Annotated in this window: 11 protein-coding genes; 10 read left to right on the forward strand and 1 reads right to left on the reverse strand. The window is 71.7% G+C overall.

Annotation, left to right across the window (positions count from 1 at the left end):
* Window positions 1-5 precede the first annotated feature (5 nt).
* The 8 genes from murG (at window position 6) to KUM39_RS14855 (ending at window position 7,230) form a co-directional block, all read left to right on the forward strand.
* Entirely contained in the window at window positions 6-1,094 is a 1,089-nt protein-coding gene (murG, locus tag KUM39_RS14820) for an undecaprenyldiphospho-muramoylpentapeptide beta-N-acetylglucosaminyltransferase (protein ID WP_217786087.1), read from the forward strand.
* A gap of 26 nt (window positions 1,095-1,120) precedes the next feature.
* Window positions 1,121-1,915: a cell division protein FtsQ/DivIB gene (locus KUM39_RS14825; RefSeq protein WP_217786088.1), complete on the forward strand. Its 795-nt coding sequence runs from the start codon at window positions 1,121-1,123 to the stop codon at window positions 1,913-1,915.
* 277 nt (window positions 1,916-2,192) lie between these two features.
* Complete coding sequence (ftsZ, locus tag KUM39_RS14830; protein WP_217786089.1) at window positions 2,193-3,401, forward strand: cell division protein FtsZ; 1,209 nt, start codon at window positions 2,193-2,195, stop codon at window positions 3,399-3,401.
* Window positions 3,398-4,126 (forward strand): peptidoglycan editing factor PgeF, encoded by a 729-nt coding sequence (gene pgeF, locus KUM39_RS14835; protein ID WP_217786090.1) that lies wholly within the window; start codon window positions 3,398-3,400, stop codon window positions 4,124-4,126. Before ftsZ ends, pgeF begins: the two co-directional genes overlap by 4 nt.
* A 6-nt stretch (window positions 4,127-4,132) precedes the next feature.
* Entirely contained in the window at window positions 4,133-4,852 is a 720-nt protein-coding gene (locus tag KUM39_RS14840; RefSeq protein WP_217786091.1) for a YggS family pyridoxal phosphate-dependent enzyme, read from the forward strand.
* A gap of 128 nt (window positions 4,853-4,980) precedes the next feature.
* The gene (locus tag KUM39_RS14845; protein WP_217786092.1) at window positions 4,981-5,622 is read left to right on the forward strand and encodes a cell division protein SepF; all 642 of its coding nucleotides are present in this window, start codon (window positions 4,981-4,983) and stop codon (window positions 5,620-5,622) included.
* 50 nt (window positions 5,623-5,672) lie between these two features.
* Window positions 5,673-5,960, forward strand: coding sequence for a YggT family protein (locus tag KUM39_RS14850; protein WP_217786093.1), 288 nt, complete (start codon window positions 5,673-5,675; stop codon window positions 5,958-5,960).
* Between the two features lie 55 nt (window positions 5,961-6,015).
* Window positions 6,016-7,230: a DivIVA domain-containing protein gene (locus tag KUM39_RS14855; protein WP_217786094.1), complete on the forward strand. Its 1,215-nt coding sequence runs from the start codon at window positions 6,016-6,018 to the stop codon at window positions 7,228-7,230.
* 252 nt (window positions 7,231-7,482) lie between these two features.
* Here the strand turns inward: KUM39_RS14855 and ileS are convergent, their stop codons facing one another.
* Window positions 7,483-10,626: an isoleucine--tRNA ligase gene (ileS, locus tag KUM39_RS14860; protein ID WP_217786095.1), complete on the reverse strand. Its 3,144-nt coding sequence runs from the start codon at window positions 10,624-10,626 to the stop codon at window positions 7,483-7,485.
* A gap of 582 nt (window positions 10,627-11,208) precedes the next feature.
* Here ileS and KUM39_RS14865 point away from each other — a divergent pair.
* Together KUM39_RS14865 and lspA are read left to right on the forward strand one after the other, a co-directional pair.
* Window positions 11,209-12,093 carry a TraR/DksA family transcriptional regulator gene (locus KUM39_RS14865; RefSeq protein ID WP_246620140.1) on the forward strand — a complete coding sequence of 295 codons (885 nt, stop codon included), beginning with the start codon at window positions 11,209-11,211 and terminating at the stop codon, window positions 12,091-12,093.
* Window positions 12,094-12,161: 68 nt separating this feature from the next.
* Window positions 12,162-12,788, forward strand: coding sequence for a signal peptidase II (lspA, locus tag KUM39_RS14870; RefSeq protein WP_217786097.1), 627 nt, complete (start codon window positions 12,162-12,164; stop codon window positions 12,786-12,788).
* The last annotated feature ends 101 nt before the right edge of the window (window positions 12,789-12,889 follow it).

Genomic DNA, 12,889 nt, shown 5'->3' on the forward strand with positions numbered 1-12,889 from the left:
TTTCGGTGCATGTCGTACTCGCCGGCGGAGGCACCGCGGGCCACATCGAGCCCGCGCTCGCCCTCGCGGACGCCCTGCGCAGGCAGGACCCCACCGTGGGCATCACGGCCCTGGGCACGGAACGCGGTCTGGAGACCCGGCTCGTCCCCGAGCGCGGCTACGAGCTGGCGCTGATCCCGGCCGTGCCGCTGCCCCGCAAGCCCACCCCCGAGCTGATCACCGTGCCCGGACGGCTGCGCGGCACCATCAAGGCCGCCGAGCAGGTCCTGGAGCGCACCAAGGCGGACGCCGTGGTCGGCTTCGGCGGTTACGTCGCCCTGCCCGCCTACCTGGCCGCCAAACGGCTTGGTGTGCCCATCGTGATCCACGAGGCCAACGCCCGGCCGGGGCTGGCCAACAAGATCGGCTCGCGCTACGCGGCCCGCGTCGCCGTCTCCACCCCGGACAGCAAGCTGCGCGACGCCCGCTACATCGGCATCCCGCTGCGCCGCTCCGTCGCCACCCTGGACCGCGCCGCCGCCCGCCCCGAGGCGCGCGCCTACTTCGGGCTCGACCCCAACCTGCCCACGCTGCTGGTCTCCGGCGGCTCGCAGGGCGCCCGGCGCCTCAACGAGGTCGTCCAGCAGGCCGCCCCGCGCCTCCAGCAGTCCGGCATCCAGATCCTGCACGCGGTCGGCCCCAAGAACGAACTGCCGCAGGTGCACCAGATGCCGGGGATGCCGCCGTACATCCCGGTAAGTTACCTGGACCGGATGGACCTCGCGTACGCCGCTGCGGACCTGATGCTCTGCCGCGCGGGCGCGATGACCGTCGCCGAACTCTCCGCCGTCGGGCTCCCCGCCGCCTACGTCCCGCTGCCGATCGGCAACGGCGAACAGCGGCTCAACGCCCAGCCGGTGGTCAAGGCGGGCGGCGGACTCCTCGTGGACGACGCGGAACTGACGCCCGAGTGGGTGCAGCAGAACGTGCTGCCCGTACTCGCCGACCCGCACCGCCTCTACGAGATGTCCCGCGCCGCCAGCGAGTTCGGCCGCCGGGACGCCGACGACCTCCTGGTCGGCATGGTGCGCGAGGCGATCGCCTCACGCCGCTAGGACCGTATGACGAAAGGGCAGTGAGCGTGGCCGGACCGACGACCGCCGAACGCGGTGAACGCCAGCAGGAGTCGTCCGGCCCGCCGCCCGCGCGGCGCGCGCGCCGGACGCGCCTTCGTACGATCGTCATCCTGCTCGTCCTGCTCATCCTCTTGGGCGCGGGCACCACTTGGGCCCTCTACGGCTCCCAGTGGCTGCGGGTCCGGGACGTCTCCGTCTCCGGCACCCGGGTGCTGACCCCCGCCGACGTGCGCGAGGCCGCCTCCGTGCCCGTGGGCGCGCCGCTGGTCTCCGTGGACACCGGGGCCGTCGCCGCCCGGCTGCGCGCCCAACTCCGGCGCATCGACCGGGTGGACGTGGTCCGGGTCTGGCCGCACGGCATCGCGCTGAAGGTCACCGAGCGGACCCCCGTGCTGCTGATCCGCAACGCGGGCACCTTCGTCGAAGTGGACGACGGTGGCGTCCGGTTCGCCACCGTCTCCCGCGCCCCCGAGGGCGTGCCGCTGCTCGATCTCGTGCCGGACCGCACCGGTTCGGGCGCGGCGGGCTTCCGCCGCTTCGGCACCGACGGACTCGTACGCGCCGCGGTCGCCGTCGCGGGCGACATCCCGCCCGCCGTCTCCCGGCACACCCAGAACCTCAAAGTCCGTTCCTACGACGGCATCTCGCTCGACCTGGACCACGGGCGGACCGTGGTGTGGGGGAGCGCGGAGAACGGGCCCGCGAAGGCGCGGGCGCTGACCGCTCTGATGAAGGCGGCGCCGAAAGCGGCGCAGCTCGACGTGAGTGTCCCCACCGCCCCCGCCTCAGCGGGCAGTTGACGCACATCGGTGCAGGCCAGCCCCCTGGTTGGGCACCGCTACGGCTGATCACATAGGGTGAAAAGAAAAACGGGAGGTTCGGCGTGTTCGTTGAACGCGCCCCGCTTGCCGACTTAGTGTCCTGTGCAGAAGACTCCAGGAAACAGACACACTGGTAACCCTAAACCTCAGGGTTAGGGTTCGGGTCGGCATTCGGACCGTCCCATTCGGCATCCGCCGTCCCGGTGCGGGCAACCGCCCGCGACGGCAACGTAATTCGAGGCGAGAGGCCTTCGACGTGGCAGCACCGCAGAACTACCTCGCAGTCATCAAGGTCATCGGTGTCGGCGGCGGTGGTGTCAATGCCATCAACCGGATGATCGAGGTCGGCCTCAAGGGCGTCGAGTTCATCGCCATCAACACCGACGCACAGGCGCTGTTGATGAGCGACGCCGACGTCAAGCTCGACGTCGGCCGGGAACTCACCCGCGGACTCGGCGCCGGTGCCAACCCGGCCGTCGGGCGCAAGGCGGCCGAGGACCACCGCGAGGAGATCGAGGAGGTCCTCAAGGGGGCCGACATGGTCTTCGTGACCGCCGGCGAGGGCGGCGGCACCGGTACCGGCGGCGCTCCGGTCGTCGCCAACATCGCCCGCTCGCTGGGCGCGCTCACCATCGGCGTGGTCACCCGCCCGTTCACCTTCGAGGGCCGGCGCCGGGCGAACCAGGCCGAGGACGGCATCGCGGAGCTGCGCGAAGAGGTGGACACCCTCATCGTCATCCCGAACGACCGGCTGCTCTCCATCTCGGACCGTCAGGTCTCGGTGCTGGACGCGTTCAAGTCGGCCGACCAGGTCCTGCTCTCCGGTGTGCAGGGCATCACCGACCTCATCACCACGCCCGGTCTGATCAACCTCGACTTCGCGGACGTCAAGTCCGTGATGTCCGAGGCCGGTTCGGCGCTCATGGGCATCGGCTCGGCACGCGGCGACGACCGCGCGGTGGCCGCGGCCGAGATGGCGATCTCCTCCCCGCTGCTGGAGGCGTCCATCGACGGCGCCCGCGGCGTGCTGCTCTCCATCTCCGGCGGCTCCGACCTCGGCCTGTTCGAGATCAACGAGGCGGCTCAGCTGGTCAGCGAGGCCGCCCACCCGGAGGCCAACATCATCTTCGGCGCGGTCATCGACGACGCGCTCGGCGACGAGGTGCGGGTCACCGTCATCGCCGCCGGGTTCGACGGCGGCCAGCCCCCGGCCCGCCGGGACAACGTCCTCGGCTCGGCCTCCGCCTCCTCGCCCGCGCCCCGGCGCGAGGAGCCGGCCCCGGTGCGGCAGGAGAGCCGCCCGAGCTTCGGCTCGCTCGGCAGCGTGACCCCGAAGGAGGAGCCGGAGCCCGTCCCGGCGCCCGAGCCGGTCACCGAGATCCCGGTCGCCCCGCCGGTCCCGCAGTCCCGGAACTACTCGGACAGCGCGGCCGAGGAACTGGACGTCCCGGACTTCCTCAAGTGATAGGAACGCGCGAGAGCGTGAGCGGCGCGCACTTCGCCTTCACCGACCGGTGGGGCGGGGTGAGCGCCGCTCCGTATGAGCAGCTCAACCTCGGCGGCGCGGTCGGTGACGACCCCGACTCCGTGCGCGCCAACCGCGGCCTGGCCGCGGCCTCGCTCGGGCTGGACGCCGGGCGGGTGGTCTGGATGAACCAGGTGCACGGCGCCGATGCCGCCGTCGTCGAGGAGCCCTGGGGGGAGCGGCCCGTACCGGAGGTGGACGCGCTCGTCACCGTCCGGCGCGGTCTCGCCCTCGCCGTCCTCACCGCCGACTGCGTCCCCGTCCTGCTGGCCGATCCGGCCGCCGGGGTGGTGGCCGCCGCGCACGCCGGGCGGCCGGGTCTGGTCGCGGGCGTGGTGGCCGCCGCCGTCCGTGCGATGACGGAACTCGGCGCCCGACCCGACCGGATCACCGCCCGCACCGGCCCCGCCGTGTGCGGCCGTTGCTACGAGGTGCCCGCCGGGATGCGCGACGAGGTGACCGCCGCCGAACCCGCGGCGTACGCGGAGACGAGCTGGGGCACCCCGGCCGTCGATGTGACCGCCGGAGTGCACGCGCAGCTGGACCGGCTCGGAGTGCGCGACCGCGCGCTTTCCGGAGTGTGCACCCGTGAGTCGGACGACCACTTCTCCTACCGCCGCGACCGCGTCACCGGTCGGCTCGCGGGCTATGTCTGGCTGGACTGACCGAAGATGACCGACCGCAGGACCCAACTCGCCGCGAATCTCGCGGCGGTCGAGGAGCGGATCACCGGCGCGTGCGCGGCGGCGGGCCGGGACCGCGACGAGGTGACCCTGATCGTGGTCACCAAGACCTACCCGGCGAGCGATGTCCGCATCCTGGCCGGACTGGGCGTCCTTCATGTCGCGGAGAACCGCGACCAGGACGCGGCCCCCAAGGCGGCCGCCTGCGCCGACCTTCCGCTGACCTGGCACTTCGTCGGCCAGTTGCAGACCAACAAGGCGCGTTCCGTGGTCGGTTACGCCGATGTCGTGCACTCCGTGGACCGGGCCCGCCTGGTCACCGCGCTCTCCGCGCAGGCGGAGGCGGCCGGGCGTGAACTCGGCTGTCTGATCCAGGTGGCGCTGGACGCGGCGGCCGACGGCCGGGGCGAGCGCGGCGGTGTCGCGCCCGGCGGGATCGCGGAGTTGGCCGCGCTGGTGGCCGCGGCCCCCGGACTGCGGCTGGACGGTCTGATGACCGTCGCACCGCTGTCCGGCGAGTACGCCGGACGCGAACGCGCGGCGTTCGACCGGCTCATGGATTTGTCCACAGACCTGCGCCGGGACCATCCGGCTGCGACGATGGTGTCCGCAGGGATGAGCGCGGATTTGGAGGAGGCCGTGGCGGCCGGAGCGACACATGTGCGCGTCGGCAGTGCGGTACTCGGAGTCCGCCCGAGGCTCGGGTAACGTCGCCAAGAGTCGGACCACAGCAGAAAATATGGTCAATGCCCGTCCAAGGCGGGCGCAACGACCCCGTGGATCGCGGGCATTTGGCAGTCGTCAGTCGATCCACCACAGAGCGGAGGACTCAGAGCATGGCCGGCGCGATGCGCAAGATGGCGGTCTACCTCGGCCTCGTGGAGGACGATGGGTACGACGGCCGCGGATTCGATCCCGACGACGACTTCGAGCCCGAACTGGACCCGGAACCCGAGCGGGACCACCGGCGGCACGAGCCGTCGCACTCCTCACACGGTACGCACCAGCCCCAAAGGGACGAAGAGGTGCGAATCGTGCAACCTCCCGCCCCGCGCGAGCCGGTGGCCCGGTCCGCTTCGCTCGCCGCGGAATCCGGGCGCCCCGCACGGATCGCGCCCGTGGCATCCATCACACAAGAACGCCAGTCCCTGGAGAAGAACGCGCCGGTGATCATGCCCAAGGTCGTGTCGGAACGAGAGCCGTACCGGATCACCACATTGCACCCGCGGACCTACAACGAGGCCCGTACCATCGGGGAACACTTCCGCGAGGGCACTCCGGTGATCATGAATCTCACGGAGATGGACGACACCGATGCCAAGCGACTTGTCGACTTCGCGGCCGGTTTGGTGTTTGGTCTTCACGGCAGTATCGAGCGGGTGACGCAGAAGGTGTTCCTGTTGTCTCCTGCTAACGTCGATGTCACGGCGGAGGACAAGGCCCGCATCGCAGAGGGCGGGTTCTTCAACCAGAGCTGAAGACGCACCACCGGAAGAAGCACGGAACAGGGGAGAGGGAAAGTCAGACCATGAGCGTGTTCGCGCAGGTGATCTACATCGCGCTGATGGTGTTCCTCGTCGTGCTGATCTTCCGGCTGGTCATGGACTACGTCTTCCAGTTCGCCCGCTCGTGGCAACCCGGCAAGGCGATGGTGGTCGTACTGGAGGCCACCTACACTGTCACCGATCCACCGCTGAAGCTTCTGCGGCGGTTCATTCCGCCGCTGCGTCTCGGGGGCGTGGCGCTCGACCTGTCCTTCTTCGTACTGATGATCATCGTCTACATCCTGATCGCCGTCGTGCGGAACTTCGTGTGATGAGGGTGGACGATACGGTCTTGCCGACTGCCGATGACTACGTTGAGGTGAAGAGATGCCGTTGACCCCCGAGGACGTGCGGAACAAGCAGTTCACGACCGTCCGCCTCCGAGAAGGCTATGACGAGGACGAGGTCGATGCCTTCCTCGACGAGGTCGAAGCCGAACTGACCCGTCTGCTGCGGGAGAACGAGGACCTGCGCGCCAAGCTGGCCGCGGCGACCCGTGCCGCCGCGCAGAACCAGCAGAACATGCGCAAGCCCCCGGAGCAGGACCAGTCCCAGCAGGGTGGCATGCCTGGGCAGCAGGGCGGTATGCAGCAGGGGATGCCCCAGCAGGGCGGCATGCCGCAGCAGGGCATGCGCGGTCCCGGCGCCCCGGTGCCCGCCGGCATATCGGGCCCGCCGCAGCAGCAGATGGGCGGCCCGATGGGCGGCCCGCCGCAGCTGCCGAGCGGTGCCCCGCAGCTTCCCGCCGGTCCCGGCGGACAGGGCGGCCCGCAGGGTCCCGGCCCGATGGGCCAGGGTCCGATGGGTCCTGGTCCGATGGGCCAGGGCGGTCCGATGGGCCAGGGCCCGATGGGCCAGCAGCCCGTGCCGCAGCAGATGGGCGGCCCGATGGGCGGTATGGGCGGTCCGATGGGTGGCCCGATGGGCGGCCCCGGTCAGGGCCCCGGCGGCGACAGCGCCGCCCGTGTCCTCTCGCTGGCCCAGCAGACCGCCGACCAGGCGATCGCCGAGGCCCGCTCCGAGGCCAACAAGATCGTCGGTGAGGCCCGCAGCCGCGCCGAGGGTCTGGAGCGCGACGCGCGCGCCAAGGCCGACGCCCTGGAGCGGGACGCGCAGGAGAAGCACCGCGTGGCGATGGGCTCGCTGGAGTCCGCGCGCGCCACGCTGGAGCGCAAGGTCGAGGACCTGCGCGGCTTCGAGCGCGAGTACCGCACCCGGCTGAAGTCCTACCTGGAGTCCCAGCTCCGGCAGTTGGAGACGCAGGCGGACGACTCCCTCGCCCCGCCGCGTTCCCCGGCCGCTCCGTCGCTGCCGCCGTCCCCGGCGCCCTCGATGGCCCCGGCCGGTGCGAGCGCCCCGTCCTACGGCGGCAACCCGTCGATGGGTGCCCCGTCCCCGGCGGCCCCGTCCTACGGCGGCCAGCAGCAGATGACCCCGGCCATGACCCAGCCGATGGCCCCGGTCCGTCCGCAGGGTCCGTCCCCGATGGGCCAGGCGCCCTCGCCGATGCGCGGGTTCCTGATCGACGAGGACGACAACTGACGGCGGCCTGAGCGGGCAGCGGTACCCGTACGACAACGGCGTCGGCAGCCGTGAGGGCGGGACCCCGGATCGAGAAGATCCGGGGTCCCGCCCTTTTTACGCGCGTTGACGCGCGTTGCGCCCGGTAGGGAGGCGGCCGGTGTCCCGGAGACGGTCGGTGTCCCGGACGCGGCCGGTGCTCCGGAGACGGGTCGGGGCCCGGTCCGTGTGCCGGACCGGGCCCCGTACGCCGCCGGGTGACGCCTCGCCCGGTTATGCCTTGCGCAGCCGGAAGACCAGCGACAGGCCCTCGTCGGTGAACGGTTCGCCGTAGCCGCCGTCCGCCTCGCCCTGTGCGAAGTCGGTGGCCAGCACCTCGTCCGCGATCAGACCGGCGTGCTCGGTCAGCGCGGCGACCACCGCCGGGTCCGTCGCCGTCCAGCGCAGCGCGATACGGTCCGCGACGTCCAGGCCGCTGTTCTTGCGGGCCTCCTGGATCAGCCGGATCGCGTCACGGGCCAGCCCCGCCCGCCGCAGCTCCTCGGTGATCTCCAGGTCCAGCGCCACCGTGGCACCGGAGTCGGAGGCCACCGACCAGCCCTCGCGCGGGGTCTCGGTGACGATGACCTCGTCCGGGGCGAGCGTGACGGTCTCCCCGTCCACCTCCACCGACGCGGTGCCCTCGCGCAGCGCCAGGGAGAGCGCGGCGGCGTCGGCGGCGGCGACCGCCTTCGCCACGTCCTGCACCCGCTTGCCGAACCGCTTGCCCAGCGCGCGGAAGTTGGCCTTCGCCGTGGTGTCCACCAGCGAACCGCCGACCTCCGCCAGCGACGCCAGCTTCGAGACGTTCAGCTCCTCGGTGATCTGCGCGTGCAGCTCGGGGTCGAGCGCGTCGAACCCGGACGCCGCGATCAGCGCGCGGGACAGCGGCTGACGCGTCTTCACCCCGGACTCCGCGCGGGTCGCCCGGCCCAGCTCCACCAGCCGCCGCACCAGGACCATCTGCTTCGACAGCTCCGGGTCGATCGCGCCCAGGTCCGCCTCCGGCCAGGACGACAGGTGCACCGACTCGGCGGCGCCCGGCGTCACCGGCACCACCAGGTCCTGCCACACCCGCTCCGCGATGAACGGAGTGATCGGCGCCATCAGCTGGGTCACCGTCTCCAGCACCTCGTGCAGCGTGCGCAGCGCGGCCTTGTCGCCCTGCCAGAAGCGGCGGCGCGAACGTCGGACGTACCAGTTGGACAGGTCTTCCACGAACGCCGAGAGCAGCTTTCCGGCGCGCTGGGTGTCGAAGGACTCCAGCGCCCGCGTCACCTGGTCGGTGAGCGCGTGCAGTTCGGACAGCAGCCAGCGGTCCAGCAGCGGCCGGGCGGCCGGGGCGGGGTCGGCGGCGGACGGCGCCCAGCCGGACGTACGGGCGTACAGCGCCTGGAAGGCGACCGTGTTCCAGTACGTCAGCAGCGTCTTGCGGACGACCTCCTGGATGGTGTTGTGCCCGACCCGGCGGGCCGCCCACGGGGAGCCCCCGGCCGCCATGAACCAGCGCACCGCGTCCGCGCCGTGCTGGTCCATCAGCGGAATGGGCTCCAGGGTGTTGCCCAGGTGCTTGGACATCTTGCGGCCGTCCTCGGCCAGGATGTGGCCCAGGCACACCACGTTCTCGTACGACGACTCCCCGAACACCAGGGTGCCGACCGTCATCAGCGTGTAGAACCAGCCGCGGGTCTGGTCGATCGCCTCGCAGACGAACTGCGCCGGGTAGCGGCTGTCGAACAGCTCCTTGTTCTTGTACGGGTAGCCCCACTGCGCGAACGGCATCGAACCCGAGTCGTACCAGGCGTCGATGACCTCCGGGACGCGCACCGCGGTCGCCGCGCAGCCCTCCTCGGGGCAGCCGAAGGTGACGGCGTCGATGTAGGGGCGGTGCGGGTCCAGCTCCGTGTGGTCGGTGCCGGTCAGCCCGGTCAGCTCCGCGCGGGAGCCGACGCAGGTGAGGTGCCCCTCGTCGCAGCGCCAGATGGGCAGGGGGGTGCCCCAGTAGCGGTTGCGGGACAGCGCCCAGTCGATGTTGTTGTTCAGCCAGTCACCGTAGCGGCCGTGCTTGATGGTCTCCGGGAACCAGTTGGTCTTCTCGTTCTCCGCGAGGAGTTCGTCCTTGATCGCGGTGGTCCGGACGTACCAGGACGGCTGCGCGTAGTACAGCAGCGCGGTGTGGCAGCGCCAGCAGTGCGGGTAGCTGTGCTCGTAGGGCAGGTGCCGGAACAGCAGGCCGCGGTCCTTGAGGTCCTCGGTGAGGCGTTCGTCGGCCTTCTTGAAGAACACCCCGCCGACCAGCGGGAGTTCCGCCTCGAAGGTGCCGTCCGGGCGGACCGGGTTGACCACGGGGAGGCCGTAGGCGCGGCAGACCTTGAGGTCGTCCTCACCGAACGCGGGGGACTGGTGGACCAGACCCGTGCCGTCCTCGGTGGTCACGTAGGTGGCGTTGACGACGTAGTGCGCGGGCTCGGTGAACTCCACCAGCTCGAAGGGGCGCCGGTACGTCCAGCGCTCCATCTCGGCGCCGGTGAAGGTCGCCCCGGTGCGCTCCCAGCCCTCGCCGAGCGCCTTGCCGACGAGCGGCTCGGCGACGACCAGCTGCTCGGTGCCGTCGGTGAGCACCGCGTAGGTGACCTCGGGGTGCGCGGCGACGGCGGTGTTGGAGACCAGGGTCCACGGGGTCGTCGTCCACACCAGCAGCGACGCCGTACCGGCCAGCGGGCCGGAGGTGAGCGGGAAGCGGACGTAGACCGAGGGGTCCACGACCGTCTCGTACCCCTGCGCCAGCTCGTGGTCGGACAGGCCGGTGCCGCAGCGCGGGCACCAGGGGGCCACCCGGTAGTCCTGGACCAGCAGGCCCTTGTCGAAGATCTGCTTCAGCGACCACCACACCGAGTCCACGTACTCGGGGGCCATCGTCCAGTACGCGCCGTCCAGGTCCGTCCAGTACCCCATGCGGGTCGTCAGCTCGGCGAAGGCGTCGGTGTGCCGGGTCACCGACTCGCGGCACTTCGCGTTGAACTCCGCGATGCCGTACGCCTCGATGTCCTGCTTGCCGGTGAAGCCCAGCTCCTTCTCCACCGCCAGCTCCACGGGAAGGCCGTGGCAGTCCCAGCCCGCCTTGCGGTCCACGTGGTAGCCGCGCATGGTGCGGAAGCGGGGGAAGACGTCCTTGAAGACGCGGGCCTCGATGTGGTGGGCACCGGGCATGCCGTTCGCGGTGGGCGGGCCCTCGTAGAACACCCACTCGGGGCGCCCCTCGGACTGCTCCAGGGTCTTGGCGAAGATCTTCTGGTCGCGCCAGAAGTCGAGCACGGCGTGCTCCAGCGCGGGCAAATCGACCTGGGCGGGCACCTGGCGGTACGTCGGCGCTGTCATCTGCGGGCATCCTCCAACGGACGTGCTGTCTTCCGTCGGAGGGACGAGAGCCTCGTGCTGCCTACGCCGTGTGCGGCGCGCTCCCGCGGTACCACCCTCCTTGGCCATCCCGCGGCGCCTGACCCCGGGCGGGCCCCCTCATTGGGGTGCGAAGCCGGTTCTACGGCCCGACGGGCGGGCTTTCCTCCGGCGGCTCCGGGGTGATCTTCACGTCGCGCCGGCCTCCGGGCTCCCACCGTCCCCGGATCGCTCTGCGCCGCGTACGCCGCTACTCGTCCCCATCCACGCTTCTCGCTGCCGCAAGTGTACGGCGCCCCGCCGACAGCGGCCGACCGGATGTGCGCACGGGACGCGTAGGGCGCCCGGCTGGGCCGAATGCGCCGCGCTCCGGCGGCCGGGCGCGAGGGACGGGGCGCGCGGCGATTACCCGGCGGGTTGCTGGGCACAACGGATGCAGTCGGCCGGGGAGGGGGTGCGGGCGGGCGAATCGGGCGGTGTGCCCCGTTGCCGCGGGCGCCAAGTCGATTTATCGTCCCAGCACGATTGACGAACATGATCACCACATGTGAAGGGGCCGCGGTCATGGTCGCTAGGAAGACGACGGCGAAGAAGGCCGTGGCCGGTGCCGAGGGGACGCCCGCGGCCGGGGACAGCGGTACGGACGCGGCGCGGACGGCGAAGAAGGCTTCCGGGAAGGCGACGGCGGCCGGGAAGGCGACGGCACGGAAAGCCGCCGCCGGGAAGGGCGCGGCGAAGAAGACGGCGGCGAAGCGGGCCGCGCACGAGGGGACGGCCGGGACGACGGCCGCGGGGGAGGGGACGCGGGCGGCTGCCGGGAGGACCGCCAAGAAGACCACCCGTAGGACCGCCGCCGGAGCGGCGGGCGGGAAGGCCGCCCACGCGGAGGGAACCGCGCGGGCGGGCGGCAGGAGCACGGCCAAGAAGGCGGGCGCGGCGCGGGCCGCGGAGCAGACGGGAGCCACGACAGTGGTTGCGAAGAAGACTCCTGGCACGGTCACGGCGGAGCAGGACGGCGGGGTGCCCAAGGCGCGCACGGGCGTCGTGGACCCCGCCGAGCTGGCGGTACGCCCCGGTGAGGACCCCTGGACCCTCCAGGAGGTCGAGGAGGCCCGTACGGAGCTGCACTCCGAGTCGGAGCGGCTGCGCGCCGAGATCAGCTCCTCCGAGTCGGCCCTGGCCGGGCTGATGCGGGACTCCGGGAACGGCGCGGGCGACGACGAGGCCGACACCGGCACCAAGAACATCACCCGCGAGCACGAGATGTCCCTCGCCGCCAACGCGCGCGAGATGCTCGACCAGACCGACCGCGCCCTGGAACGGCTGGACGCGGGCACCTACGGCGTCTGCGAGAACTGCGGCAACGCCATCGGCAAGGCGCGCATGCAGGCGTTCCCGAGGGCCACCCTCTGCGTGGAGTGCAAGCAGAAGCAGGAACGCCGCTCCTGACCGGGAGGCCCGGCCGTGCCGTGCCGTACCCTCGTCATCGGTCAAGGTTTCCAGGCTGAGGGACGCACATGGCAGAGGCGGAGCGCATCATCGGTACGCCGGACACCCCGGACGGCGGCGAGGCCGGAGCCGCCGCCGTGCCCGACGGTTCCGGCGCGACCGCCTCGGCGGCGCCCGGCGCGGGGGCGGACGCCGCCCGGCGGACCGGGCGCGGGCGCCGGATCGCGGTGCTGTTCGCGGTGGCCGCGTTCGCGTACGCCCTGGACATCGTCAGCAAGCTGCTCGTGGTGGCCAAGCTGGAGCACCACCCGCCGATCCGGCTGATCGGTGACTGGCTGGAGCTGAACGCGATCCGCAATCCCGGTGCCGCCTTCGGGTTCGGCGCCGCCTTCACCGTGATCTTCACGGTGATCGCGGCGGCCGTGATCGTGGTCATCGTCCGGCTCTCCCGCAAGCTGTACAGCTTCCCGTGGGCCGTCGCGCTCGGGCTGCTGCTCGGTGGCGCCCTCGGCAACCTCACCGACCGGATCTTCCGCTCGCCCGGCGTCTTCACCGGCGAGGTCGTGGACTTCATCGCGCCCAAGGGCTTCGCGGTGTTCAACCTGGCCGACTCCGCCATCGTGTGCGGCGGCATCCTGATCGTGCTGCTGTCCTTCCGGGGCCTGGACCCGGACGGGACCGTCCACAAGGACTGAGCCGGGGCGGTTCCGGGGCGGTTTTCCACAGGCCCGGCGGGCCGGGCGGGGACGGTTGTCCACAGGCCCGGTCGGGTGGGTCACGCCCGTCCTGCATACTC

It is taken from the genome of Streptomyces corallincola (assembly GCF_019104725.1).
Lineage (GTDB): Bacteria > Actinomycetota > Actinomycetes > Streptomycetales > Streptomycetaceae > Streptomyces > Streptomyces corallincola.

Excerpts from the sequence above, each read along its gene's own strand:
- KUM39_RS14840 (WP_217786091.1), top strand. The coding sequence starts at position 4,133 with ATGACCGACCGCAGGACCCAACTCGCCGCGAATCTCGCGGCGGTCGAG.
- KUM39_RS14845 (WP_217786092.1), top strand. The coding sequence starts at position 4,981 with ATGGCCGGCGCGATGCGCAAGATGGCGGTCTACCTCGGCCTCGTGGAG.
- KUM39_RS14850 (WP_217786093.1), top strand. The coding sequence starts at position 5,673 with ATGAGCGTGTTCGCGCAGGTGATCTACATCGCGCTGATGGTGTTCCTC.
- KUM39_RS14855 (WP_217786094.1), top strand. The coding sequence starts at position 6,016 with ATGCCGTTGACCCCCGAGGACGTGCGGAACAAGCAGTTCACGACCGTC.
- ileS (WP_217786095.1), bottom strand. The coding sequence starts at position 10,626 with ATGACAGCGCCGACGTACCGCCAGGTGCCCGCCCAGGTCGATTTGCCC.
- KUM39_RS14865 (WP_246620140.1), top strand. The coding sequence starts at position 11,209 with ATGGTCGCTAGGAAGACGACGGCGAAGAAGGCCGTGGCCGGTGCCGAG.
- lspA (WP_217786097.1), top strand. The coding sequence starts at position 12,162 with ATGGCAGAGGCGGAGCGCATCATCGGTACGCCGGACACCCCGGACGGC.